Below are 26,159 nucleotides of genomic sequence, written 5' to 3' on the forward strand. Positions count from 1 at the left end.
GTAAAATGATTGAAACAAAAATCACACAGATGCTGGGCATTCGATATCCAATCATCCAAGGCGGGCTTCAAGGCCTTGGAACTTCTCCTTTAGTTTCAGCGGTTTCTAACGCGGGTGGATTAGGGTTAATCACGGCTGGAAGTTACGAAACAAAGAAAGAAATGCTGGAGGATATTGAGCTTACAAAGAAACTTACAAATAAACCTTTTGGAGTGAACATTGCGATTGGGATTCGAAGACCAATGGATGAATTCGTTGAAGGTGTAATTGAGTCCGGCGTTAAAATCGTATTTACTTCAGGAAACAATCCTGAACAGTATATGGATGACCTAAAAAAAGCCAATGTGAAAGTTATTCATGTCGCCCCTTCCGTCCGTTTTGCAAAAAAAGCAGAATCATTGGGTTGTGATGCAGTTGTGGTCAATGGCTATGAATGTGGGGGACATCCTGGTAAGGAAGATACAACAAGTTTGACTCTTATTCAAAAAGCGGTAAAAGAGCTTTCGATTCCGGTTATTGCTTCAGGCGGATTTTCAACGGGTAAGTCTATGCTCGCAGCTGTAGCATTGGGTGCAGGTGCCGTTCAAATGGGCACCCGTTTCCTAATGTCAAAAGAAGTTAGACTCCATCAGAATATAAAAGATTACTTGGTGAATTTGTCTGAAACAGATACTGTAATGGTGAAGAAGTCGATTGGGAAAACCGCCAGAGTTATGAAGACCAATCACTCCATTGAGTTAGCAGAGTTGGAAAAAAAAGGCGCAACCTTGGAAGAAATTTTCCCTTATATAAGCGGGGAATCGTATAAAGAGCTAATTGATACGGGTAATTTAAATACAGGGGTAATCGCACTTGGACAAACGATTGGTCTTATCGATGAAGTGAAAACTGTATCTGAAATCATAGAAGAAATTGTTTGTGACTATCGTAATCAGTTAAGTTATTTAACTATGAATACAATGGGGAAAAGGTGAAAAACTTTGACTAAATTCACAAATCAAGTAGCAGTTATTACAGGTGCAGGCCAAGGCATTGGTAAAGAAATTGCGAAAAAGATTGGCCTTTTAGGAGGTCATGTATGTCTTTTAGATGTGGATGAAAGAATCTTAAATGCAACAGCTATCGAGTTTAAGGAAATGGAAATTTCCTTTGAAAAGTATGTCGTCGATATTACAGTTGAAGAAGATGTGAAAAACGTATTTGCCGAAATTAATAGGACGCACAATAGAGTAGATATTCTTGTGAATAATGCGGGCATTATACGGGACAACTTACTATTCAAAATGAGCACGCTCGACTGGGACCAAGTAATGAATGTCCATCTAAAGGGAGCATTTATTTGTAGTAAATATGCACAAGAATTCATGGTGAAAAATGAGTATGGTAGAATCATTAATCTCTCGTCCGTTTCTGCTTTAGGAAATAGAGGACAGGCGAACTATGCAACCGCCAAAGCCGGTATCCAAGGTTTCACAAAAACCTTAGCATTGGAGCTTGGGCGCTATAATATTACAGTCAATGCAGTCGCTCCTGGTTTCATTGTCACCGAAATGACGAAATCTGTGGCTGAACGTAATGGCATAGCATTTGAAGAGCTGGTTGAAGAAAAATCCAAACAAATCCCTGTGAAACGTGCAGGAATGCCTGAAGATGTCGCTCACGCAGTCTGTTTCTTCGCCAGTAAAGAATCATCTTTCGTTTCCGGACAAATTTTATATATTGCCGGTGGTCCCAAAGCATAAAATAGAAATTTGAGAAGTTTTTGAAACTTATATGAATAAGAAAGAGAGTAGGTGTAATATGATACGCTTTACTCTCATCATGTTAATGTGCTTGACATATATGATAAATGCGTATGTTTCCCACCCCTTGATAACTGTATTGTTTACTATAGTTTCAGTAGCTACTTTTCTAACTATTGTTTTTTCTATGGAGATCAAAGGAAGGTTATTTACGTTATTTCTTTTTACTACGGGAATCATTATACATTTTATAAATGGCAACAGGGGACTTGAGCTGTTTGAAGGAATTACACAAAATCTTCCACTGCTTGCAATCCTAATATTGGCTCCCCTGTTGTCAATCCCGCTTAGAAGGGAAGGAATAATTGATACCATCGTCTCCGGGTTATCAAACAATAAAAATGATGAGCGCAAAACATTTTATAGTATGAGTTCTTTCATGATGTTATTGGCGCCTATTTTAAATATGGGTGCGATTCGCATCGTGCATGACTTTGTGAAAGATGTTGAAATCAAACCTAAAATGTTGTCTCGTTCTTACTACTTAGGGTTTACGCCCGCTGTTCTTTGGTCGCCATTTTTTGCCTCAGTAGGTATTGTAATCTATTTATTAGACGTTAAATATATGTCCTATATTTTAGTAGGAGTTACGTTTTCTCTTATGCAAGCAGTTGTCGGTTTGTTTTTATTAAGACCGAATGCGACTCCTCATACAATTTTACAAGAGCCTGGACAATTGAAGCCTGATGAGAATGGTTTGAAGAACATTTTTTATCTTATAGTGTTTGTTTTAGGGTTGATTCTACTATTAATCAGTATGGAATCGCTGCTTCATAAACCAATGCTTTTATTAGTTAGTTTTATTTGTGTTATGGTTCCATTTATTTGGATTGTCCTTCGTAATAAATGGAATGTTGTTAGAGAAGAGTATTTGCACTATAAAGACCGTTTGTTAATTGGTTCTAGAATGGAAATTTCCCTGTTTTTAAGTGCGGGTATTTTTGGAAATGCAATTGCCAATACACCCTTTATTAATGTACTGAAAAGTGCGATAGAGTGGTCAGTGAATGAGTCGCTAGCTGTATTGTTCTTATTTATCCTTCTGTTTGTGACAGGGGTGGCTATGATTGGAGTTCACCAGATCATTTCAATACCTTTAATTTTATTAACGCTTATTGAGTCAGGGGTTCCATTTAATCCTTTACCCGTTGCTTTCATGTGTATTTTTAGCTGGATGCTATCGGCCGCTATTAGTCCTTTAAATGCGATGAACATTATAATAAGCCAAAATGTAAAAAAAGATGGCTTTACCGTTGCATTTAAATGGAATGGATTGTACTTTTTAGTAATTACTTTAATGGCATTTGGCTACATTTATATTATTGATATGTTCTAAAAGTTGATATTTCTATTGAAAGTAAGTGCGCTCAAGCTAAAAGTCTTTTTTTAGAAGTAGTTTTCAGAAACTTTTAAATAAACACTTGACTTTATATTGCGACTACATCTATACTATGTAACAAGATGGAAAACTGAATACAACACACTCTTATCAAGAGCGGCGGAGGGATTAGGCCCTACGATGCCCAGCAACCAGCAAGCGACCAACTTGCAAAGGTGCTACTTCCTACAGTTTCGTGTAAACGGACTGAAAGATAAGGGGAGGAATTAGCGAAAGCGTAACCCTCTTCTTAAGCGAAGGGGGTTATTTTTTATTCCTTTAAACCCCCAACGCCTCCGCACTATATTTTCCATCTAAAAAAATACTGGAGGTAATGACAATGACAAAAGCAAACCTTAAGCCCGAAACACTTCTACTACACGGTGGACAAAAACCTGATCCGGTGACGGGATCCCGTGCGGTGCCAATCCATAGAACCACCTCTTTCGTGTTTCGAGATACAGAACATGCACAAAACTTATTTGGTTTATCAGAAGCTGGAAACATTTACTCGCGAATTACGAATCCAACGGTAGCTGTGTTTGAAGAACGACTTGCGCTTCTCGAGGGTGGAACGGCTGCGGTAGCTCTTTCATCGGGAATGGCTGCTATTGCATTCTCAATTTTGAATGTTGCAGGCGCTGGGGATGAAATCGTGGCGGCAAGTAATTTGTACGGGGGCACGTATAACTTATTTGCGGTTACACTTCCTCGTTATGGAATTACTGTGAAGTTTGTAGATGTGACGGATCCGGAAAACTTCCGCACCGCAATTACGGATAAAACGAAAGCAATTTTTGCGGAAACAATCGGGAATCCGGGTCTTCACGTGCTTGATATCGAAGCAGTTGCGAAAGTCGCACATGAAAACGGCTTGCCGTTACTAATTGATAACACATTCCCGTCCCCATATGGTTCAAATCCAATTGAGTTTGGTGCGGATGTTGTGATCCATTCTGCAACGAAATGGATTGGTGGTCACGGTACGACAATCGGAGGAATTGTTGTCGACGCTGGAAAGTTTGATTGGACGCAAGGCAGGTTCCCAGGATTTACAGAGCCGGATGCTTCGTATAATGGCTTGCGATACGGCATTGACACAGCGGCTGTTGCTTTTGCGATAAAACTGCGTGTGCAATTATTACGTGATTTTGGACCGTGCTTAGATCCAGATAGCGCATTCAACTTCCTGCAAGGGCTAGAAACACTTCACTTACGTGTTCCGAGACATAATGAGAACGCCATTAAAGTTGCGGAGTTCTTGAAGGGTCATCCATCGGTTGAATGGGTTACGTTTACCGGGAATGCGGATCATCCATCGCATGAACTTGCGAAGAAGTATTTGAAGAATGGTTTTGGTTCTATCGTGATTTTTGGGATTAAAGGCGGCCGTGATGCTGGAAGAAAAGTAATTGATAATGTTGAAATCTGGTCGCATGTAGCGAACGTAGGGGATGCAAAATCACTAATCATCCATCCAGCTTCGACGACGCATCAACAATTAAGTCCGGAAGATTTGAAGAAATCTGGTGTTACAGAAGAACTAATTAGACTTTCGGTAGGTCTAGAATCAGTTGATGATATCATTGCAGATCTTAAACAAGCGATTGAGAAGGCAGTTCCAGTCACTGTGTAATTAAGATATATTTTGAGAGACGGTTTATTCGTCTCTCTTTTTGGTTGCGGTATAGTAGATTCTATATTTTATTTCTAGTATCAATTGAAAGAAACGAATGCAAAGGGGACTTAAGAAGAATGAATGCAGAAAAAAGAATACCTGTTAAACAGTTGAAAAGATTTTGTTTTGAAGTATTTACAGCTCTCGGTATACCAAAGAATGAATCTGAAGTTATAGCGGATAGCCTAGTCGATGCAAATGTGATGGGAGTAGATTCGCATGGTGTTACGAGGCTAGCGGATTACATAGGTCGATTAGAAAATGGAGTGATTAAAAACCACACAGAGTTAACAGTTTTGAGAGAAACTGAAACAACAACGCTGTACGATGCAAATAATGGGTGGGGTCAATATGCAGGAAAAGTCGCAATGGAAAATGCGATAGAAAAAGCGAAGAAATACGGCTCCGCATTTGTGGGTGTCAGTAATTCAAATCATTTTGGAACCGCATCTTATTTCACGAGAATGGCAGCCAATGCAGGTTGTTTAGGAATCGCTATGACGAACACATCGCCAATAATGGTTGCGTGGGGGGCAAAAAAACCTACTTTAGGAACGAATCCTATAAGTATTGCGGTCCCTTCGAATAATGAACCTGTGATTTTAGATATGGCAACTAGCAATGTAGCTCGAGGAAGAATTAATTTAGCCGCAAAGAATGGTGAAGAAATTCCAGAAGGATGGGCTATCACAGAAGATGGTAAGGATACGACAAATGCACAAGATGCCTTGGACGGATTTCTGCTTCCCTTTGGATCTAAAGGATCTGGATTATCGATGATGATTGATATAATGACAGGCGTAATGACTGGAGCCATGTTTGGCGAACATGTTTCACAAATGTACAATGATACAAGACCACAACAGCTGGGCCACACATTTATTGTGTTTGATATTGAAGGTTTTATGGATTTGGATACATTCAAACAGAGAATGGATGATCGCATTACACAAACAGTAACAAGTCCTCCAAGTGCTGCTCATCAGAAAGTATATATGCCTGGAGAAATCGAACAGATCAAAAGAGAGAAGAGTTTAAAGGAAGGTATTGTTCTAACACAAGCGATATATGATGAATTGCAAAAACTTGGGCATAAATATAAAGTTTCAATAGAAGAGTATCTAACGGACGCAATTTCAGAATGAATGGTGAACGGGACTTTTTTAAAGAGATGTTTAAATATAAAAAAACAATTCCCCAATGGGAATTGTTTTTTTACTTTTTTTATTTTAATTTTAGTTCTTCTTTTAATGATTTCAGTAATGAAATTATCATTAAGACTATGACAAAAGAGAAAGGCAATGCTGCAATAATTATTGTATTTTGCAATGCTGTAAGCCCGTTAACAGACAATAAAATAACTGCAATTGTGGATTGGATGATTCCCCACGTAAGTTTTACTGTGTTTGGTGGTGTTAACGATCCTCCTGTGGATTGCATACCCAAGACGAAAGTTGCAGAGTCCGCGGATGTGATGAAAAATGAAATGATTAACAAAATTGCTACAATCGATAGGATTAGCGATAACGGCATTGTGTGAAACATTTCAAAGACAACAAGCTCTGTGGATGCACTCGCTAAATCTTGAATGCCAGTTCTTTGGATATTAATAGCCGTTGATCCGAATGCGGAAAACCAAAATGCACCAATAACTGTTGGTACGACGAGAACGCCGAATAAAAATTCTTTTATCGTACGACCCTTTGATACACGGGCGATAAACATTCCGACAAACGGTGCCCATGCGATCCACCAGGACCAGTAGAAGATTGTCCATGCATTTAACCATTCCCGATTATCTTCATTAAGCGGAGCTGTTCTGAAACTCATTTGAACGAGATTCGACAAATACCCTCCAAGTGAATCGGTGAATGTATTGAGGATGAGTAGAGTAGGTCCGAGAATCACAACTAGAAAGAGTAGTGCAATTGCGAGAGAAAGATTTAAATTCGATAAATACTTAATTCCTTTACTCAGTCCGGACCAAGCGGACATGATGAATAACACAGTAACGATTGCGATAATAATCAACTGTGATATGAATCCGATTTTAACACCGAATAAGTAATTTAATCCAGCATTTATTTGAACAGCACCGAATCCAAGCGATGTTGCAACTCCGAACACAGTGGCGAAAACTGCGAGTACATCGACGAGCGTGCCCCATGGACCCTCCATCTTTTTACCGAATAACGGCTTCAAAGTGGCTGATATCAAACCTGGCTGCCCTTTTCGGAATTGGAAAAAAGCAAGTGACAATGCGACGATCCCATACATTGCCCATACATGAAAACCCCAGTGGAAGAATGTTTGACGAAGTGACTCCTTGAAAGCTTCAGCGGTGTTTGGCTCTGCTGTTGCCGGGTTAATGGCAAAGTGGGATAAAGGTTCAGCGGCGCCATAGAATACAAGTCCAATTCCCATACCGGCGGAAAAGAGCATTGCTATCCAAGTGATTGTGGAAAATTGCGGTCGATCGGTATCTTTACCAAGTCGGATTTTCCCGTAAGGACTCAAGATTAAAAAGATACTTAGCCCTAATATGAATGAGAGCAGCAATATGTAATACCAACCGAAAGTGTTAGCAATAAAACCTTGTATTTTTGATGTAACTATTTCAAAATTGTCGGGTGCGATTGCACCGTAGCCAACTGCTATAATAACTAAAATAATTGTAATGTAAAAGACCTTTGATATATTTTTCATATTTCCCCCTTGAGAAACTTTTCATTTTTAGAAACAATTTTCAACTATACTTGTTCTTTGATACGATTGCAAATCATCCATACATTTAGCATTCCCTTTATGATGCATCTCTTAAACCTAAATTCGTAGATATAATAAAAAAACCTGCAGGAAAAGTTCCTGACAGGTTTTGTTAATCTTCATCTTTAATATCACGATCGGGTGGAAGTGGTTCACTTCGATATTCATCGATTTGCTCTTTAATGAGTTCCAGTTGCTTAAAGTAAAGGGTAAATTGATCTTTGTTAATGAGGAATTGTTCACCGTCATAAACCGAGTGAATACGGCCTTCGAGCACATATTTCTGTACTTGGGAAACAGGCATGCGAAGGTATTCAGCAATTTCAGGAATGGAACAATACATAATAACTCTCCTTTAAATAAGCTTTTTGAAGTTTAAGCGTTTGTTTAGACCAACCATAACAGGTATACCGATCATCATTACAATGAATTCACCAAGAGCTAATGTTAGATAAATAGTTAAGAACGGGATTCCGTTGAACTCAGGAATATTTGCAAAGATCTTAAGCTGATATGCGATGATAATCATCAAAACGGAAAAGGTTATCGTGTTGAAAAGCATACGTTTGATAATTCCTTTAATAAACTTCGCAGAGAAAATTGTTATCGAAAGAGCAATAATTGAATGCAGTACTCCGAAAATAACATCAACGAGTATTGGTGAGAAAAGAAAATTCGCGACCAGGACACCAATTACAATTCCAAAAATGTATTTCTTGTTATAAACGACGAGATGGTTGAACATCTCAGACACCCGGAATTGGACGAGTGTAAATCCAAAGGGCAAGATTAAAAATGTGATTGCAACATACAAAGCGGCAATTATTCCACTTGTTGTTAGTGTTTTTACTTTCATTATTCTTTTCCTCCTAGTTTTTTATCGTGGGATGGTTACGAACCACGTGTTGAAACCCTATTTTATGCAAGGTTTGCAAGCTCTAGTATAACCTAAATCAAAGATTTGTGTACTGAAACATTTTTATGTCATTTGGAGTTGTTGAAATTGCTCGAAACTCATCTATAATTAAGAATATAGTCTTTTGGTCTAAGAGGAGGGAAACTTTGTCACAACGTATATCGTACATATTTGTCCTGTTGGGAGCAATACTTTGGGGAACAACGGGTACTGCTCAAACATTTATGCCACAAACGGTCCATCCTTTAGCGGTAGGCGCTTCTAGACTTGCGATTGGGGGATTTACATTACTACTTTTTCTACTAATAATGAGGAAAATTAATTTTCGATACTGGCCATGGAAGGCCACACTTCTATCCGCTTTGGCGATGGCGGCATTCCAATACTGTTTCTTTACTTCCATTCGCTTATCCGGTATCGCAATTGGTACAGTCGTCACAATCGGTAGTGCGCCCGCGTTCTCCGGAATTGTTGAATGGCTTCTACTAAAACGTCGTCCGACGAGGGTATGGATAATTGCTACATCCCTTGCGGTTATCGGGTGTGTGTTGCTGTTCTCAAATACGGGAGGTATTATTGTCAATCCAGTAGGAATCTCACTTTCGCTAATAGCGGGAATGTTATTTGCTTTTTATACGTTGTTTAACAAAGAGGTTCTTGAAAAAGTGGATGCTGTTCCGGCAGTCGCGGTAATTTTCACAGTTGGTGCAATTATTCTTATGCCCTTTTTATTTTTATTTGAAACGGAAGGTTTATTTACGGGACGAGGCATCGCGACAATGGTCTATCTTGGAATCGTGACGACGAGTGTGGCCTATATATTATTCTCTTATGGATTAAAACGCATTCCATCGTCATCGGCCGTCACGCTATCCCTTGCAGAACCGCTTACCGCCGCAACGCTTAGTGTAGTTATTGTTGGAGAAAGACTAAATAGTACATCTTGGATTGGTATCGTATTGCTACTTGGTGGGATACTTGTGCTCACATTTAGTGGTAGAAAAAGAGGGAATAAGCACTTAATATAATGTAACGACGAAAGCCTTCCTGATATAATAGGAAGGCTTTCGTCGTTACTGGATTTAATAAAGAAACAAACGTCTTATGGAACTAATATCCTAATCTCAGCTTACCCATTCGTTGGCGGGCGTTGTTGATTGTTCTTTTCTTTAGTGTTATTGGTTTTTCTCACACTTCTATTTTTACCGATAACATCCATATCATCGGGGCTTATATCAAAGCCATATCCGAACTCTTCCCGGTCTAAATTATTATCTTTATTGTTCTTATTCTTATTCTTATTATGTTCTGTCAAGAACATTCACCTCCATTATATAAAGCATGTTCAAATTGTGAAAGTTTATTCCTGAATAAAGCACCTATTGAAAGTGAAATGTAAATAAAGTAACGAAAGGTGTCTAAACTTATGGGGTACAGTTATAAGGAACTTCTTGAAGATTTAAAAGTGGGAAGAGAAATCCATTTTATATATACAAATGAACATTACTATATTGGTCGTGGGACGGGACAATTTATGTTTTGGAAGTTTTATGACTCTGCAAGTGAAATCACAGGAGAAGATGTTGAGGATTTACTTCGAAAAGTTATTCTTGATGGGAAGCGAATTAAGGAATTATGGAATTTAATAAAGATTGATCAGATCTTCTAGGTTAGTAGTTGTTCTATAGTTGAGTACTTTTCCTGCTGGACAATGATGCCCGCGCAATCCTTGGTAATGTCCTCTCAATCCCGACTTATGTCCGCGCAATTGCCAATGATGTCCGCTGAATCGCCATAGATAACAGTCGAAGTGTTAATTGTAAACATACTCATTTATGAAAAAGTCGTTCTTGTCCAAGACTTTTAAATAGATTTATGCTCATCTTAAGAAATTCTTCATAATTACAGTGGGTGAATATTAAGATTCTCCCTTTAGAATTGGTAACATAGAGAAAAGCGAGGTGCGGATGATGACTAAGTTCACAGTACTTGTTGCGGATGACGACCAGGAAATTCGCGACGGGATTGAAATTTATTTGAAAAATGAAGGGTATGAGGTGCTAAAGGCTGCGGATGGCAAAGAAGCCCTTGAACTTCTGGAGAAGAACGAGGTACATCTCCTCATACTCGATATTATGATGCCCAATATGGACGGCATCACAGCGACATTTAAGATACGAGAAGACCGCAACATTCCGATTATCATGTTGAGCGCAAAAGCCGAGGATTCCGATAAAATTCACGGATTATCCGTCGGAGCTGATGATTATGTGACGAAGCCGTTCCATCCGATGGAATTAATGGCCCGTGTGAAATCTCAATTGCGGCGTTATGTGCAGTTTGGCACGTATGACGGAAAACAACAAAAGATTGTAATTGATGGACTAGCTCTTAATGAAGAAGCAAAAGAGATTACGGTTGAAGATGTCGTCGTAAAACTCACACCAATCGAATACAAAATTACAGAACTATTAATGAAAAACGCGGGACGTGTGTTTTCCATTAATGATATATACGAACGCGTGTGGAATGAAGAAGCATACAATGCGGAAAACATCGTTGCCGTACACATACGGAAAATTCGCGAAAAAATCGAAACGGACCCAAAAAATCCAAGATACGTAAAGGTGGTGTGGGGAATTGGTTACAAAATCGAAAAATGACTTTGCATTTATCTGGTCAATTATTGGTATACTCATCGCGACATTGAGCATTGGATACTGTTTCTCCCACGTTATCGATTTAGTTAACAGTGGAATGGGCCGTTCGAGTCAACTAATCACACAACTAATGTGGTCAATTAAAGGGGGAGTATGAGTATGAAAAACAATCGTCTTCTACTCTTTGTATGGGCTATGTTTGCGGCACTAATACTAATTGCCTTGCCCTCATTTATGGAAACAGCATCGAAATTCGTTGGAAAAAGTTATGTAAATACACACCAATTTCAAAGTGAAATGGATGCGTTTTATTCCCAGATTGGTCCAGCTGTACTTAACCCGTTAAATCGAGAAGATGCGATAAAGGCAATACCAGTATCAAGGGATGAAATTGAAGAGCATCGGAATCGATACGGATCACTTGTTGCTCAAATTTCGGACATTCAAGAACAATATGTGGACCGGATTGCGGGGGCAAAGGAGTCGGAAAACAAAGTATTAGAAGATACGCTGATCAAAGAGCGGGATCATAAAATTGCAGATATCCAAAAAAACTTTGAAAGTGATGCTCATGTGGAAGAAAAAATACGAGCTGAAAAAACGGCTGCAATTGACCATTATTTGGAGAATATTAAGGGTTCTGAAACACGGAGTTTTCCTATTTATTATAAATTTACGGACGTGAAAACTGGGGAAACCTTCTCATCTGGTAACATCGATGTATCTGATGCATATCAAAAGTCATTTAATACATCGGACGGATTATTTAATGCAAGTTCAATTCCTTCAAATGACTCGAATATGGAGTGGTTTGATAATGACTACGGTAGAAATACGATGGGACCTTCATGGAGGAACGAAATGGTTACTGAAGTAACTAGTAGCTCTTTCGTGGAAGCGCCAAGCACTGATATTAGTTCATATAAAAACCCGATTCGAACATTCGAAGGACTTGTCATTGTTCCGAAGACGGCACTCACGAAAGGTGCTTTAAGTGCGGACGTTAAGGATTTTAATGGCAGAAAATACAGTACGTACGTCATTTGGTTGCTTGGACTATTAGCGGCGGTTGCATTGTTTACAGTGTTGAAATTCAGAAAAGAGTGGGTTTTGCAGACGGAATTTGCAGCACGCTATGACCGATTGAAAATTGATTTGAAAGCTGCAATTGTGTTCCTTACACTCTTCTTCACAGTAGAAATTATTCATTCTCGGGCTATGAATTTATTTGCCTATTCTTATGGGAATTATACAAGCATTTGGACAGAGCGCATTTTTTGGCTCGTTGCTTTGGCGGTCGCCGTTGCATTTATTGCATTCCAACTTGTGAACCTTGTTGAACGCTTGAAACATAAAGGTGTGTTGGAACAAGACATTAAAAATAGTTATACGTTGAAATTTTTCGCAGCACTACAAGATTCGTTTGTAAGAAAAACGATTGGAATGCAAACATTCCTTTTGCTCATAGGTTTTTTCCTAGCTGGAATAGGGTTCATGGTGGTTGCCATTCAACCAATGCTAATCCTTGTTTATATTCCACTCGTTGTCATCTTTGCTTTGCCGATTCTCTATATATTTGTAAGGCGCTCAGCATATTTAAATCGAATAATCCGAGCGACTGAAGCGATGGCCAATGGGAAGCTTCATGAATCAATCCCAATTGAAGGGAAATCACCACTTGCACATCATGCAGTTAGTTTAAACAATCTCCGTGAAGGTGTACGTAGTTCAATGACCGAACAAGCGAAAAGTGAGAGATTGAAAACAGAATTAATAACGAATGTAAGCCATGATTTACGAACGCCACTCACATCAATCATCACATATACAGACTTACTGAAAAGCGAAAACTTGTCAATTGAAGAGCGTGCAAAGTATGTCGGTATTATTGATTCAAAATCACAGAGATTAAAAACATTAATAGAGGATTTATTTGAAGTTTCGAAAATGGCGAGTGGTAATTTGGAGCTAAACAAGCAGCGCGTCGATTTAACACAACTTTTGCAACAAGCATTAGCAGAACATGAAGGGGAGATTGCGGAATCTGGTCTAGATTTTAGAACGACGCTTCCAGAGACTGCATTGATCGCTTTTGTTGATGGGCAGAGATGGTGGCGTGTACTCGATAACCTAATTTTGAATGCGATTAAATACACAATGCCTGGAACACGTGTATATATTACGCTCCGGAAAGTGGGGGAAACTGCCGAATTCATCGTTAAGAACGTGACGAAATATGAACTTGGTGAGAATGTCGATGAATTATTTGAACGTTTCAAACGTGCGGATACATCAAGGCATACTGAAGGGTCGGGTCTGGGTCTTGCCATTGCACAATCGATTGTCGAAATGCATGGTGGAACTATGAAAGTCGAGCTTGATGGTGATTTATTCAAAGTAACTGTAGAGATTCCTATGAATAATTAGAAAAACTGTGTGATTTGCCAAGCTTCATTATTGGTTAAGTCATACAGTTTTTTCGTGTGTATAGAACAAGGCTTCATATTTATAGATATCTTTTTCTTAAAGCAGAAATTCTTCTAATAGATGTAGAAAATATAAACACCCACCAAAAGTACCCCGATATCCGCAAACATATGTATAATCCAAGAAAGTAAAATTGTTTGTTGTTTATTTACGAGTTGAAAAATAAATCCGGCAAACCATAGGCCGAGGATAGCTAAAACAAATAGTGGTGGCGAAAACCATGGTAGAAAAATAACTATATGGTATAAAGCAAATAATAAAGAAGGGACTAATAAGCGAAGTTTTGGATGTTCGATAAAGCTTGGAAGTAATCCTCTAAAGAAAATTTCTTCAATTAATGAATTGCCAAACAAGATATACAAGGCTATGAAAGGGAAAATTGTTTTTGTAACGCCGGCACCTTCTAAATCCAATAGAAGTGCATCGATATCAATGTACTTATGCAAGAACATAAACGCGATCATAACAATTGTCATCATGAAAATTCCTGCAAAGATAACCATTTTCACGCTGTTGCTATCTACTTTCCGGAACTTTAAGAAGGAAGTAGTTGTTTGAGTAAACAGCATTAGGGGTATGAATACAAAGAGGGCTATCTTCAAAATTGTTTTTTCGAGATAAGAAAAGGTTAGTCCTTGTTCGAACCAAAATAATAAAAAGATACTTGCAATTGGAAACGTTAAACGAATAATTTTATCCATATTTCTATCCCTCCAACCAGTAATTAGACGTATTTATGTAAGAATGGTTGCGAGAATTAAATTAGAAAAGAGGAGAAAACTATGGCTAAGCACAATGATAAATATCCTAACAAAGCCGATTTTGAACCGAATCGTGATAAGCATTTGAAAGATGGTGGAGAAGGGCTTCCGCTTTCTGATCCATCGGAATCGGACTCCACAAAAGTCTTTCGCGAAAATGAAACAAAAGAAAAAGGGGAACACAAGCCCTCCGCTTTCAGCGAGAATAAAAGTAAGTAAGTACAGCCTTAAAATAGGGCTGTTTTTTTATGTTTCGAGAAAAGGAATTAGTCTTAAAATAAAAAACTGAACTACTTTCACATAATTTTAAACAAACGGGTACGCATTACCGTGCTTATTTTACTAATTCATTTTGAAAAGCATAGATGACTGCTTGTGTTCGATCTTGTACACCTAACTTCGAAAGCAAATTGCTGACATGCGTTTTCACTGTCTTCAATCCGATGAACAATTCATCAGCAATTTCTTGATTCGATTTTCCTTTGGCAAGTTGCAATAAAACTTCTATCTCACGTTCGGTTAAATCTTCATGTGGAAGCCGATCATTACTAGCCCGCATTCTTTTCATCATTTTCGTAGTCACTTCAGGCTCCAAAATTGTTTGTCCTTTCAATGTATCCCGAACGGCCTCTGCAATTCGCTTGGCATTGGATGTTTTCAATATATAACTTATTGCACCCGCCTCAAGAGCCGGATATACTTTGTCGTCATCTAGAAAACTTGTGACAATGACAATCTTCGCTTCCGGCCATTCTTTTATAATCGCCGCAGTTGCTTCAGCACCATTCATTTCGGGCATAACCATATCCATTAAAATAATATCCGGCCGTAGAGCGAGTGCTTTCTCAACCGCTTCCAGACCGTTTACTGCTTCGCCGATAACCTCCATATCCGGCTGAATCTGCAAATAAGTAGATACACCGATTCGTACCATTTCATGATCATCTACAAGTAAAATCTTAATCATTCAGATCCTCTCCATTTCCAATAGGCAGTTGTACTTCGACAATCGTTCCTTGTGATGGGATTGAAACAATTTTGCATGTTCCGCCAATTTCAATTGCGCGCTCTTTGACGTTTTGCAATCCGTAAGAACCGCCTTTGCCGTCACTTACTTTAAATCCGATGCCATTGTCTTGCACGCGGAATATAGCAAGACCGTCACGTTCGACAAATAAGACGTCAACTTCTGTCGCTTGTGCATGACGAAGTGTATTTGACAATGTTTCTTGGGCAATCCGAAAGAGATGGTCTTCTGCACCTTTTGATAAAGATACTTCTTCCAGGCGGTAGCGGATATCGAATAGTACCTTTTCTTTTAGTTCTTCCAACAACTCTTCAAGTCCTTTGGCAAGAGACTTGTTATTAAGGGCGGCGGGGCGTAAATGAAGTAAAAGTGCTCGCATTTCAAGCTGAGCCTGTTGTACTATTCGTTCCACTTGCAACAAAGGTTTTTGTAAGTTTTCGTTGTCGCTACCCTCCGTTAGTGCAGACAATAACATGGACGCCGCAAATAATTGCTGGGAAACGGAATCATGTAATTCTCTTGCAAGTCGTTGTCGTTCTTGTATGATTCGTTCTTGAATGAGTTGGTCCTGTGTTTCTGCCCGTTCTTCAATAATCCTTTGCAAACTTTTTTTCTGTGTCTGGATCACATTTGAAACTGTGTCAATTACTCTGTCCATTCGGGGAGTAAATTTTTCTTTTGGATATTGAATTTTCTCTTGGTCCATTAATTTAGCCATGCGAATCTCGATTGCTTTTTCTTTCGAGCGATCAATTGAATACATCCAAATTGCGATTCCCCAGCCAAGAACGATTGCTGTATTTAGAATCCACCAACTTAGGGGGACATCTGAATACTTAAGTTCAACAAATACGGACCAACTATCTTCAATTGGTAAGTCGAGAAGGAAGAATACATAAACGGCTGCGATACTTGTAAATAAAACAGATAAAAACACTCCACGACCAATAAATGATTTCATTTTCTTGTCACCTCAATATCTCCAAGCCATGTCGAGAGCGAAATGATTAACTCGGCATCATTTTCTCGTTTCCCTTCGTAACTATCCTTCATATAAAGAGACTCATTGATCAAACGCTTCCGTGTGATATCGAATATTTTGGCGTCGCCAAGTAAAGATGTGTAATGAATGCGGACGGGAATTTCATAAGGCAATTCGATTTTAATTTTTCCGATACCTTGTCGAACGGCTATGAAAGAAGTACCTTTTGGTAATACCGTATCCGTAACGTCAATATGGATATCTCCGAATAATCCCTGAATCTGAATATCTTCCCATTCATAAGATGAAAACGGAGAGGACTGGATGGAAAATAAATTATTTTTCCAAATCCCGTTCGGTGTTTCTTTTTGAAACTCTTTTATTGGACGCATGATTTCTTCAGATGGAACGCCTCTCCATAGGTTCACCAGGATGTATAAAATAATCATAAAGATTAAAAGGCGTAAACTCCACAATGTGAGAAGAGCCATGACAATGAAAATGACTCCGAGCACAAACATCCATTTTGAACGTTTACGAGAACCATAATAAAGAAGTCCGACACCTAGAACGACGAACACGATATTCCCATTGTGAAGGAAAGCAGACTCAAGGAAAATGAGAAGAAGAAATGCGACTACCCAAAATGTGATTTTACTCGTGTCGATTCGTTTCATGATTGTATTCCCCTCTCTAGATGTCGTTAAAAATAGTTAGAAGGAAGGCGAGTCTAAACGCCTTCCCCTATCTTATAGTTTACACAATTGCTTCTTCTTTTGTTGGATTCTTTGTTAAGGATTCCAATCTTCTTTCCATCGATGATGCCTCGTACTCCTGGTTAATCTTACCGCCAAGATTTTCGATATATGCATTCATCTCATTCACAGTCGCGAAATGGTTTTCTGCATTACTTGGAGAAATAACTTGATCCATACGGTGATGGGCTCGAGTTACGTTTTCTTTCCCCATAAGCTGAAGTTGACGAACTTTCATATCCTTTACTTTATGTTTCATTTCTTCAAATTTGCGTTCAAGAATACTTAATTCATTAGCCGCTTCTAGAACACTTATAGAAAGCTCCGCAGCACGTGTGTTATATGCAGTAATTTCTGCTTCCGCAAAGGCAATTAAATCTTCCTCATTATTCTCCTTTGCCAGTTCAAGTTGACCGCGACGTTTGTCCGCCATTTTTTCAGCTTCATTCAACTCTTTTTGAAGCTCTAGCTGCAATTTACTTTGACGCTCAAGAAACGTTCCGATGGATTCGGTTTGTTTCTCCGCCTCACGAATGTATTGATTGAGCATGGCGATTGGGTTTTTGGTTTCTTTTTTGTCAAATGCAGTATGAAGATCTGCCTGTACCGTATATTTAAATCGATTCCAAAGTGAGTTCATAATTTATTCCTCCTCATTATTTTGTTATTTCATTCCACTGGCGTTCGAAGTTTACAAATGGGTCCTTTGATTGTTGAACGATTGAAGATTTCTCCACGCCTTTCCATTTCCTCCAAACATAAAGCACACCGAAGAGTGCGATGATGCCGATGAAGGCAGGTACATTTGAAATTGCAGTGATGATGCCTATAAGTAGGACCACGCCCCAAAACAATTTTGGAAAGGTGGAGTTACTCTTTCTGAAGTAATGGAACCCCGCATACGCTATAGCTACTGAAATTACGAGTGCTAGCAGTGATCCGAGATTTGCCAAAACGACGATTCCTGCGACAATACCTAGTAGTACAAGACCGAACTTTTTCATTTGTTGTTCCTCCTTTCGTTTATAGCTTAATCTTATACCGTTTTCTGGCTTGTCCAAACAGGCGTTATACGGATTTCCTTCTACGACTTTAGGCTGAATTAAATTAAGATATCGGTAGTATTTGTAAGCGTTTTCATGTAAACTGTTATTATGAGAAAGGTCTATTAACTCAGTTGTATATGTAAGCATTTTGTGAAGGCTTGTTCTAAATGCTTTGGAAATCTCATAGTATCATCTGGGGCATTGTGTTACTTATTTTGCGTTTACTATTCATCATGGGGTTTTCTAACAAAACATTTATTCCAACTAAAAAGGAGATGGATGATTATGATGCAAACACCACTACTATTGTCTTCATTTATAAAAAGAGCAGAACAATTTTTTCCGGACAAGTTAATTATTTCACGGACGGCTGAAGATACCATTCACCGAATTCCATATCGTGATTGGGCAAAACGAACACGAAAACTTGCGGACGCATTAACAAAGCTAGGCATGAAGCATGGAACGAAAGTCGGCTCCTTTGGATGGAATCATCACCGTCACTTAGAAGCTTATTTTGGTGTACCTTGCACCGGTGCGATTCTTCATATGATTAATATTCGGTTGTCTCCGGAACATATTGCGTATGTCATTAACCATGCTGAAGATGAAATTTTACTTGTAGATGATAATTTGTTTCCACATCTGGCGCAACTTGCACCGATGCTCAAAACAGTGAAACATTACGTCATTATGGGGGATAGTAAAGAAGTTCCAGAGACTACACTTCCAAATGTACATTCGTACGAAGCGCTGTTGGATGCTGCGTCAGATCAGTATGTATTTCCGGAAGATCTCGATGAAAATTCACCAGCAGGTATGTGCTACACTTCCGCAACAACGGGGAATCCGAAAGGCGTCGTCTATACACATAGGGGAATAGTGCTTCATAGTTATGCACTTGGGCTCGCAGATGCCATGGGTCTACGAGAACGTGATGTGGCAATGCCAATCGTGCCAATGTTCCATGTCAATGCTTGGGGCATGCCTTTTGCGGCAGTTTTCTTTGGAACTACGCAAGTTCTTGCTGGACCTGGATTCAACCCAGCACTTATACTCGATTTAATAGAAAAAGAAAAAGTCACACTCACAGCGGGTGTACCAACGATTTGGCTTGCGGTTCTTAAAGAGCTTGAACAAAATCCGCGTGATATTTCGTCGTTACGGGCCATTGTTTGTGGTGGATCAGCTTCTCCAAAAGGTTTGATTCGAGCATTTGAAGAAAAGCATGGGGTACCATTTATTGTGGGCTATGGACTGACTGAGACATCACCGCTTGTTAGTCTATCAGTGTTTACATCGAAAATGGACGGCTTGTCAGCGGAGGAGAAAATTGACGTTCGAGCGCTACAGGGACTTACGATGCCGGGACTTGAAGTTCGAATTGTGAATGACGATGGAGAAGTTCCATGGGATGGAAAAACAATGGGTGAATTAACAATTAAAGGTCCTTGGGTTGCAAGTGAATATTACAAGGATGAGCGCACTGCGGATGCATTCAAAGACGGATGGCTCCATACAGGCGATATAGCGGTAATGACTGAAGACGGTTATCTTAAATTGACGGACCGGACAGCTGATCTAATAAAAAGTGGGGGAGAATGGATTTCCTCCGTAGATCTTGAAAATGCTTTGATGACACATGAAGCGGTGTTCGAGGCGGCGGTCATTGCGGTGCCGCATGAAAAGTGGCAAGAGCGACCACTTGCTTGTGTCGTTTTAAAAGAGGGACAAAAAGCAGACGATCAGATGAAAAAGGAATTGCTCGATTATCTAGGAACACAATTTGCGAAGTTATGGGTTCCAGATACAATAGTATTTATGGCTGAAATTCCGAAAACATCTGTAGGGAAGTTCTTGAAAAGGGCCCTTCGCAAACAACTGTCTGAACAACTTAAAGAAGTTTAACCGTAAGTCATCCGACTCGATTTCGGATGACTTTTCTTTTTTTTTTCAGAAAAACACAGAAGACATTCTGTTACAATAGTAAGTGAAACGTAAACTTATGAACGGAGTATCTTGTATGAGAAAATTACCGTGGGTTCTTCCAGTGGCGCTTATTCTGACGTGTATTTCAACAGCCTCATTGTTTTACGGGGATAGAATGTCAGATACCTTTTTAACAATAATACTTTTTGGATTTATTCCAAGTACAATTATTTTAGGATTTTCAGCGTTAATAACAATAGGTTATGGAAAGATGCTTCCTATTGCACTCATCCTCTTTGCTGTTTTTACAGGTGTAGCCCATTTAGGCTTGAAACTGCCTTTTTACATACTTGCACTATTAGCAATACTCGTATTCTTGGCATCGCGTATATCTAAATACAAACTTCAAGGTAATGTCAAAATCCCTCGTGAAGTTGGAATCTATCTATTTTTCACTTACTTATTAATCGTATTTCATCTCACGTTTTATCCTTTTCAATTTATTGCCCCATATACTCATGTTTTGGAGATGCAATGGTCGCCGTTTAAAGAAATCCTTACGCAATATGGTCGAACACCTAAACTTGCTACGTATTTTGCTGTTGGGAATATCATTATGACAATACCATTTGGTTTTTTTCTTGGATTATTGTTTAAACGGTGTCGTCATCTTATAGTAATTGTTGTGTGTGGTTTTGGATATTCATTAACAATTGAGTTGTTTCAAATGTTATTTACAAATCGTAGTGCAGAAATAGATGATTTAATTTTTAACACATCTGGCGCGATGATTGGATACATTCTGTTTGCAGTGATAAAAAGAAATTATATTTGACTGTGTAAAAAATACTGTGGATAGTTATACGTATAGTGCAGTATTAAGTCGAAGTACGTTTAAATATTCTGAAACAATCCACAAGTTTAAAAGTTATGCCTGAACCATGTGGACAATTGTTACTAAAGTAGACTTATCCACAATTTTTAGAAATGTAATAACTTTTTCCGATATCGCGTAAAGTAGGAATATAGACTACGGAACTAAACTTTATAAAAGACGTCCAATAAACAGTAAAGGCTCTTGTTCTTTCGAATCTCTAGGGAAATACATTGATGGAGGCATTTTGTGGAAGAATGGATTATTGGTTTTATGAGCCAGTTCGGTTATTTTGGTGTATTCTTATTAATAATGCTTGAAAACTTATTTCCACCAATTCCATCTGAAGTGATTCTTACATTTGGTGGATTTATGACTACTCAATCCGAATTGACTCGAATAGGCGTCATAGGGGCAGCGACTGTGGGTTCGGTTATTGGGGCTATGATTTTGTACAGTGTAGGTCTTCTCGTTGATGTGAGTGTTCTGGAAAGGTTTGTGGATCGTTTTGGATCCATGCTGCGGCTTACGAGAAAAGACATTCACCGAGCAGAAGTGTGGTTTAATAAGTTTGGACCGTGGACAGTAGTTTTTTGTCGATTGGTTCCACTTATACGAAGTTTAATTTCGATTCCCGCAGGTATGGCGAATATGAATTTTCCGTTGTTTGTACTGCTCACAACGATTGGAAGCCTAATTTGGAATACAGTACTTGTTTCAATAGGTGTGACTGTCGGTGCGAACTGGGAACTCATTGTGCATTATATGGATATCTATTCTTACATTGTGTATATAATACTAGCGTTTAGCGGAGTTGCGGTTTGTTTTTGGTATATCCGCTTCCGCAGAAAGAGAGCGTAAAACCTTATGGATTTTGTTGAATTACTTAAAGCACTCATATTAGGATTTGTTGAAGGAATGACCGAATTTGCACCTGTATCATCGACGGGTCACTTAATCATTGTGGATGATATGTGGTTAAAGATTACAGACTTTCTTGGAGATCGGTCGGCATTTACGTTTAAAATTGTCATTCAGCTCGGATCGATATTGGCTGTTGTCATTGTCTTTTGGAAGCGTCTCTTCAGTTTGGTAGGCCTTTACAAGATTGACGGACAAAAGATGAATAAGCGTTTCAATTTAGCTCATGTCATTGTTGGGATGTTGCCGGCAGTTATCGTAGGATTCATCTTTAAAGACTTTATCGACTTGGAATTATCAGGAATCAAAACGGTCATATATGCATTGGTTGCGGGAGCAATACTGATGATTGTTGCCGATAAATTCGGTCCTAAAAACCCGTCAGTGAAAACATTGGATCAGATCACATACAAACAAGCCTTTACAGTTGGGCTTGTACAGTGTCTTTCATTATGGCCAGGGTTTTCACGTTCAGGAGCGACCATTTCAGGCGGTGTTTTGTTCGGTATGAATCACAAGACGGCAGCTGATTTCACATTCATTATGGCAGTACCGATTATGATTGGCGCAAGTCTTGTATCGGTACTGAAAAACTGGGATGAACTTTCAATGGATGATCTATCGTTTTACATCGTTGGTTTTGTCAGCGCATTTATCTTTGCACTCATCTCGATTCGATTCTTCTTGGCGCTTATCTCGAAAGTGAAACTTGTACCGTTTGCAATTTATAGATTGATTCTTGCAGCAGTATTGGCAATTATTGTATTCCTATAAGAATAAAGAATGGCCCATGCACATCGTAATTCGTGCATGGGCCATTTAAAATATGCTGAAGAAGTAGTTAAAATCACCTTTCAGTTGATGGAGAATTGAAATTCCGATTTTATATACTGCCAGAAATGGGCATTACTAAATAATAGTTATTTAATCAAACATAAAAAAGTTTCTTATGTTTCTGGGTAGCGATTGCGTCAGCGTTTTGTGTCTATTTTTGAATGTTTTGCATAGTATATAATCTAAAACGGAAGTTGGCAGTAATTGATTATTTGCTATAAGCTTTATTTAATTGGTTTGAATATGGTTATTAAAGTTATTAAAATTATTGCTTTACTTTTGAATAGGAATCTATTAAGATGGAAATATAAAGTTTCCCAAGGGAAACAATAAGTGTTTGTGTTGTTTTTTGATAAAAAGGTTTCCCGAGGGAAACAAGCGGTAATTGAGTTGTATTTTTTTTGCTATTAAAGTTTCCCAAGGGAAACAAAAAATAATTGTGTTGTTTTTTTGCTATTAAAGTTTCCTAAGGGAAACATTTGCATATAAATAATTGTATGAAGGAGTAGGTTGAATGAATGCAGTAGAAGTAAGGGACTTGAGTGTATCCTACTTTGGAGAAGAGGCACTGACTAAGGTAAACTTCACTATACCTAAAGGTGCTCTCGCCGGAATAATAGGTCCAAATGGTGCTGGTAAATCGACTTTGTTGAAAGCGATTTTGAACTTGATACCAAAAAGTGGTGGTGAAATCACTATACTTGGTTCTCCATTAAAAGAGGTACGTAAACAGATTGCTTACGTCCCGCAACGGAGTGCGATTGACTGGGACTTTCCGATTAGGGTTAAAGAAGCGGTTTTGATTGGTACGTATCCATCTATCCGTTTTTTGAAAAGGCCGGGAAGGAAAGAAAAGGAGTTTGCGTTGAAATGTCTAGAAAAGGTTGACATGTTAGAGTTCCAAAATAGACAGATTGGCGAATTGTCAGGAGGTCAACAACAACGGGTTTTCTTGGCTCGTGCACTAGCCCAACAAACAGACCTCTTTCTTCTAGATGAGCCCTTTGTGGGCATTGACGTAGCAAGTGAGGAAGTGATTGTTAGGATATTAAAAGAGTTACGGGATGCAGGAAAGACAATAATTGTTGTACACCATGATTTAAGCAAAGCGGAAAAATATTTTGACGAGCTTCTGTTGCTGAATAAGGAACTTATCTCAAGTGGAGATGTAAATGATGTGTTTACTCCAAAAAATATTGCTAAGGCATATGGTGGACAATTATCATTTTTAGAAGAAATGGTGAAGCCGACATGATAAATTTTATCGAATCGATTATCGAATATGAATTTTTACAAAAGGCTCTACTTACGTCCGTCATGGTGGGGATTATTTGTGGAGTAATTGGTTGTTTTATTATATTGCGGGGAATGGCACTTATGGGGGATGCAATTTCTCACGCTGTTTTACCTGGTGTGGCAATTTCATACATGTTAGGCATCAACTTCTTCATCGGGGCCGTGGTGACGGGTGTATTGACTGCTATAGGTATTGGTTTTATTAGCCAAAATAGCCGAGTGAAAAACGATTCCTCAATTGGAATTGTCTTTACTGCCGCATTTGCTTTAGGAATAATACTAATCACACAACTGAAAAGCAGCTCAGATTTATACCATATTCTGTTTGGAAATGTATTAGCAGTGAGGCCATCTGATATGTGGATCACATTAATTATTGGCATAATTGTCTTGGGAAGTGTGTATCTCTTTTATAAAGAATTGCTAGTTAGTTCTTTTGATCCAATCATGGCACAAGCCTACGGTTTACCGACAAAGATGATTCATTATTTCCTAATGACATTATTAACGCTTGTTACAGTCGCATCGTTACAGACGGTAGGTATCATTCTGGTTGTTGCGATGCTAATAACACCGGCTTCGACGGCTTACTTATTAACTGATCGTTTGTCCATAATGATAGGCCTATCTGCACTGTTTGGTGCAGTTTCAGCGGTGGGAGGTTTGTATCTGAGCTTTACATATAATCTTGCGTCAGGTGCAACCATCGTTCTTGTTGCTACAACGTTGTTTATCTTATCATTATTATTTTCACCAAAACAAGGAATTCTAATGCGTACAATCCGAGTGAGAAGAAGCAAAACAAAAGCTGTTTGAGCTTTGTAAAAAAGGAGCAGAATATTGATGAAAAAACTGATTTTGTTTTTAACAACACTGATAGTCGTAGCTCTGATATCCGCATGTGGCCAAGGGGCGACTTCACCGAAAGAGAAAGATGAGAAATTGCAAATCGTAACTACCTATTCAATCGTCTATGACATGATAAAAAATGTTGGGGGAGAGCATGTGGAGGTGCATAGTTTAGCACCGATAGGATCAGATCCACACAACTATGATCCACTTCCAAACGACCTTGTTTTGACAACGGATGCAGATGCAGTTTTCTATAACGGGTTAAACTTGGAAGAAGGAAATGCATGGTTTAATGAAATGATTGAAACTGCAGGGAAATCAATTGAGGATACAAACGTCATTCGTGTAAGTGAAGGTGTTGAACCAATGCATCTAAGTTCAGAAGGACATAAGAATGAAGAGGATCCACATGCTTGGCTTGACGTTCGGAATGGCATTAAATATGTTGAAAATATTCGTGAAGCACTGAAGAAAATTGATGCTACTCATGCGGATGACTATGATAAAAATGCTGAGAAATATATTTCGGAACTTACACAACTGCATGATGAGATTCGTGAAATGATGGCAGAAATTCCAGTAGAGAAACGCGTGCTTGTAACGAGCGAAGGAGCATTCAAATACTTCTCAGCGGCCTATGATTTCCAAGCTGCATACATTTGGGAAATCAATTCACATTCTGAAGGTACTCCCGAGCAACTGAAGAGTATCATTCAAATAATTAAAAACGAAGGTGTTCCATCACTGTTCTTGGAATCTAGTGTTGACCCACGAAGTATGGAGGCTGTATCGAGGGAAACAGGTGTACCAATTCATGGGAAGATATTTACGGATTCATTGGGAAAAGCCGGTGGTGACGGGGAAACATATATTAAAATGGTGAAATGGAATGCTGAAATGATTGCTGATGGATTAGGAAAATAAATAGCGAAGAGTGAACGATAGACATGTCATCTACAAGTAGACAGTACGTTTGTCGAAATGCTTCAAATAATTGAAACATTAATACGAAATATGTTCAAAAAGTAAAAAAGCTCTGTATCGGATGAAACCCGGTACAGAGCTTTTTTAATGAATTAAATGGGATGTGCAACCCAAGAAAGAGTGTGTAGTAAAGTGGTATGGAAAAACCTTAAATACGGTAAACAATTATAGTAGGAAAGTTTTTTTAATAAATCGAAGTATTCTATTAAAA

Annotated in this window: 28 protein-coding genes and 2 riboswitches; of the genes, 18 read left to right on the top strand and 10 right to left on the bottom strand. The window is 38.7% G+C overall.

Annotated elements, in window-relative coordinates; all coding sequences use genetic code 11:
* Positions 1-5: 5 nt before the first annotated feature.
* The 5 genes from ACP8HH_RS00670 to ACP8HH_RS00690 all read left to right on the top strand — a co-directional run bounded on the left by ACP8HH_RS00670 (position 6) and on the right by ACP8HH_RS00690 (position 6,003).
* Positions 6-974: an NAD(P)H-dependent flavin oxidoreductase gene (locus ACP8HH_RS00670; RefSeq protein WP_438314432.1), complete on the top strand. Its 969-nt coding sequence runs from the start codon at positions 6-8 to the stop codon at positions 972-974.
* Positions 975-980: 6 nt separating this feature from the next.
* Positions 981-1,742, top strand: a complete 762-nt coding sequence (gene fabG, locus ACP8HH_RS00675; protein ID WP_438314435.1) for a 3-oxoacyl-ACP reductase FabG — start codon at positions 981-983, stop codon at positions 1,740-1,742.
* Between the two features lie 187 nt (positions 1,743-1,929).
* A complete protein-coding gene (locus tag ACP8HH_RS00680; RefSeq protein ID WP_438314437.1) occupies positions 1,930-3,138 on the top strand; it encodes a hypothetical protein in 1,209 nt (402 codons plus the stop codon).
* Positions 3,139-3,285: 147 nt separating this feature from the next.
* A riboswitch (SAM riboswitch) is annotated at positions 3,286-3,401 on the top strand.
* Positions 3,402-3,520: 119 nt separating this feature from the next.
* Positions 3,521-4,816 carry an O-acetylhomoserine aminocarboxypropyltransferase/cysteine synthase family protein gene (locus ACP8HH_RS00685; RefSeq protein WP_438314440.1) on the top strand — a complete coding sequence of 432 codons (1,296 nt, stop codon included), beginning with the start codon at positions 3,521-3,523 and terminating at the stop codon, positions 4,814-4,816.
* A 119-nt stretch (positions 4,817-4,935) separates the two neighbouring features.
* Positions 4,936-6,003 carry an Ldh family oxidoreductase gene (locus ACP8HH_RS00690; RefSeq protein WP_438314443.1) on the top strand — a complete coding sequence of 356 codons (1,068 nt, stop codon included), beginning with the start codon at positions 4,936-4,938 and terminating at the stop codon, positions 6,001-6,003.
* Between the two features lie 79 nt (positions 6,004-6,082).
* Here the strand turns inward: ACP8HH_RS00690 and ACP8HH_RS00695 are convergent, their stop codons facing one another.
* The 3 genes from ACP8HH_RS00695 to ACP8HH_RS00705 all read right to left on the bottom strand — a co-directional run bounded on the left by ACP8HH_RS00695 (position 6,083) and on the right by ACP8HH_RS00705 (position 8,480).
* Positions 6,083-7,564: a glycine betaine uptake BCCT transporter gene (locus tag ACP8HH_RS00695; protein ID WP_438314446.1), complete on the bottom strand. Its 1,482-nt coding sequence runs from the start codon at positions 7,562-7,564 to the stop codon at positions 6,083-6,085.
* A 172-nt stretch (positions 7,565-7,736) separates the two neighbouring features.
* Positions 7,737-7,967, bottom strand: coding sequence for an excisionase family DNA-binding protein (locus tag ACP8HH_RS00700; protein WP_438314449.1), 231 nt, complete (start codon positions 7,965-7,967; stop codon positions 7,737-7,739).
* Between the two features lie 12 nt (positions 7,968-7,979).
* A complete protein-coding gene (locus ACP8HH_RS00705; RefSeq protein ID WP_438314452.1) occupies positions 7,980-8,480 on the bottom strand; it encodes a QueT transporter family protein in 501 nt (166 codons plus the stop codon).
* A gap of 7 nt (positions 8,481-8,487) precedes the next feature.
* Positions 8,488-8,532, bottom strand: a riboswitch (PreQ1 riboswitch).
* Positions 8,533-8,686: 154 nt separating this feature from the next.
* On the opposite strand from ACP8HH_RS00705, the gene ACP8HH_RS00710 reads away from it, so the two are divergent.
* Positions 8,687-9,568: an EamA family transporter gene (locus ACP8HH_RS00710; protein WP_438314455.1), complete on the top strand. Its 882-nt coding sequence runs from the start codon at positions 8,687-8,689 to the stop codon at positions 9,566-9,568.
* Between the two features lie 101 nt (positions 9,569-9,669).
* Here ACP8HH_RS00710 and ACP8HH_RS00715 read toward each other — a convergent pair whose 3' ends face one another.
* A complete protein-coding gene (locus ACP8HH_RS00715; RefSeq protein WP_438314457.1) occupies positions 9,670-9,855 on the bottom strand; it encodes a hypothetical protein in 186 nt (61 codons plus the stop codon).
* A gap of 99 nt (positions 9,856-9,954) precedes the next feature.
* Between ACP8HH_RS00715 and ACP8HH_RS00720 the strand changes: the two genes are divergently transcribed.
* The 4 genes from ACP8HH_RS00720 (at position 9,955) to ACP8HH_RS00735 (ending at position 13,627) form a co-directional block, all read left to right on the top strand.
* The gene (locus ACP8HH_RS00720; protein WP_438314459.1) at positions 9,955-10,209 is read left to right on the top strand and encodes a hypothetical protein; all 255 of its coding nucleotides are present in this window, start codon (positions 9,955-9,957) and stop codon (positions 10,207-10,209) included.
* 301 nt (positions 10,210-10,510) lie between these two features.
* Positions 10,511-11,203, top strand: a complete 693-nt coding sequence (locus ACP8HH_RS00725) for a response regulator transcription factor (protein WP_438314462.1) — start codon at positions 10,511-10,513, stop codon at positions 11,201-11,203.
* Entirely contained in the window at positions 11,181-11,357 is a 177-nt protein-coding gene (locus tag ACP8HH_RS00730) for a hypothetical protein (RefSeq protein WP_438314465.1), read from the top strand. Before ACP8HH_RS00725 ends, ACP8HH_RS00730 begins: the two co-directional genes overlap by 23 nt.
* A gap of 2 nt (positions 11,358-11,359) precedes the next feature.
* Positions 11,360-13,627, top strand: a complete 2,268-nt coding sequence (locus tag ACP8HH_RS00735; protein ID WP_438314468.1) for an ATP-binding protein — start codon at positions 11,360-11,362, stop codon at positions 13,625-13,627.
* 113 nt (positions 13,628-13,740) lie between these two features.
* Here ACP8HH_RS00735 and ACP8HH_RS00740 read toward each other — a convergent pair whose 3' ends face one another.
* Positions 13,741-14,388, bottom strand: coding sequence for a CPBP family glutamic-type intramembrane protease (locus tag ACP8HH_RS00740; protein ID WP_438314471.1), 648 nt, complete (start codon positions 14,386-14,388; stop codon positions 13,741-13,743).
* An 81-nt stretch (positions 14,389-14,469) separates the two neighbouring features.
* On the opposite strand from ACP8HH_RS00740, the gene ACP8HH_RS00745 reads away from it, so the two are divergent.
* On the top strand, positions 14,470-14,667 hold the full coding sequence (locus tag ACP8HH_RS00745) for a hypothetical protein (protein ID WP_438314473.1): 198 nt from the start codon (positions 14,470-14,472) through the stop codon (positions 14,665-14,667).
* Between the two features lie 115 nt (positions 14,668-14,782).
* On the opposite strand, the gene ACP8HH_RS00750 is transcribed toward ACP8HH_RS00745, so the two are convergent.
* The 5 genes from ACP8HH_RS00750 to ACP8HH_RS00770 form a co-directional block, all read right to left on the bottom strand.
* Positions 14,783-15,415, bottom strand: coding sequence for a response regulator transcription factor (locus tag ACP8HH_RS00750; RefSeq protein ID WP_438314475.1), 633 nt, complete (start codon positions 15,413-15,415; stop codon positions 14,783-14,785).
* A complete protein-coding gene (locus ACP8HH_RS00755; RefSeq protein ID WP_438314478.1) occupies positions 15,408-16,436 on the bottom strand; it encodes a sensor histidine kinase in 1,029 nt (342 codons plus the stop codon). Before ACP8HH_RS00755 ends, ACP8HH_RS00750 begins: the two co-directional genes overlap by 8 nt.
* Entirely contained in the window at positions 16,433-17,134 is a 702-nt protein-coding gene (gene liaF, locus ACP8HH_RS00760) for a cell wall-active antibiotics response protein LiaF (protein ID WP_438314481.1), read from the bottom strand. The genes ACP8HH_RS00755 and liaF overlap by 4 nt, the downstream gene beginning before the upstream one ends.
* 79 nt (positions 17,135-17,213) lie before the next feature.
* Entirely contained in the window at positions 17,214-17,852 is a 639-nt protein-coding gene (locus tag ACP8HH_RS00765) for a PspA/IM30 family protein (RefSeq protein ID WP_438314483.1), read from the bottom strand.
* A gap of 16 nt (positions 17,853-17,868) precedes the next feature.
* A complete protein-coding gene (locus ACP8HH_RS00770) occupies positions 17,869-18,216 on the bottom strand; it encodes an ABC transporter permease (protein WP_438314486.1) in 348 nt (115 codons plus the stop codon).
* 327 nt (positions 18,217-18,543) lie between these two features.
* Here ACP8HH_RS00770 and ACP8HH_RS00775 point away from each other — a divergent pair, with 327 nt between their 5' ends.
* From ACP8HH_RS00775 to ACP8HH_RS00805, 7 genes are all read left to right on the top strand, one after another.
* Positions 18,544-20,166 (top strand): long-chain fatty acid--CoA ligase, encoded by a 1,623-nt coding sequence (locus ACP8HH_RS00775; RefSeq protein WP_438314489.1) that lies wholly within the window; start codon positions 18,544-18,546, stop codon positions 20,164-20,166.
* Positions 20,167-20,281: 115 nt separating this feature from the next.
* A complete protein-coding gene (locus ACP8HH_RS00780) occupies positions 20,282-21,022 on the top strand; it encodes a VanZ family protein (protein WP_438314492.1) in 741 nt (246 codons plus the stop codon).
* Between the two features lie 288 nt (positions 21,023-21,310).
* Complete coding sequence (locus ACP8HH_RS00785) at positions 21,311-21,922, top strand: DedA family protein (protein ID WP_438314495.1); 612 nt, start codon at positions 21,311-21,313, stop codon at positions 21,920-21,922.
* Positions 21,923-21,928: 6 nt separating this feature from the next.
* Positions 21,929-22,756, top strand: coding sequence for an undecaprenyl-diphosphate phosphatase (locus ACP8HH_RS00790; protein WP_438314498.1), 828 nt, complete (start codon positions 21,929-21,931; stop codon positions 22,754-22,756).
* Positions 22,757-23,330: 574 nt separating this feature from the next.
* Positions 23,331-24,071 (top strand): metal ABC transporter ATP-binding protein, encoded by a 741-nt coding sequence (locus ACP8HH_RS00795; protein WP_438314501.1) that lies wholly within the window; start codon positions 23,331-23,333, stop codon positions 24,069-24,071.
* Positions 24,068-24,928 carry a metal ABC transporter permease gene (locus ACP8HH_RS00800; RefSeq protein WP_438314504.1) on the top strand — a complete coding sequence of 287 codons (861 nt, stop codon included), beginning with the start codon at positions 24,068-24,070 and terminating at the stop codon, positions 24,926-24,928. Before ACP8HH_RS00795 ends, ACP8HH_RS00800 begins: the two co-directional genes overlap by 4 nt.
* A gap of 27 nt (positions 24,929-24,955) precedes the next feature.
* On the top strand, positions 24,956-25,888 hold the full coding sequence (locus tag ACP8HH_RS00805) for a metal ABC transporter substrate-binding protein (RefSeq protein ID WP_438314507.1): 933 nt from the start codon (positions 24,956-24,958) through the stop codon (positions 25,886-25,888).
* Positions 25,889-26,159: the final 271 nt, after the last annotated feature.

The organism is Sporosarcina sp. FA9, from assembly GCF_051550205.1.
Taxonomy (GTDB): domain Bacteria; phylum Bacillota; class Bacilli; order Bacillales_A; family Planococcaceae; genus Sporosarcina.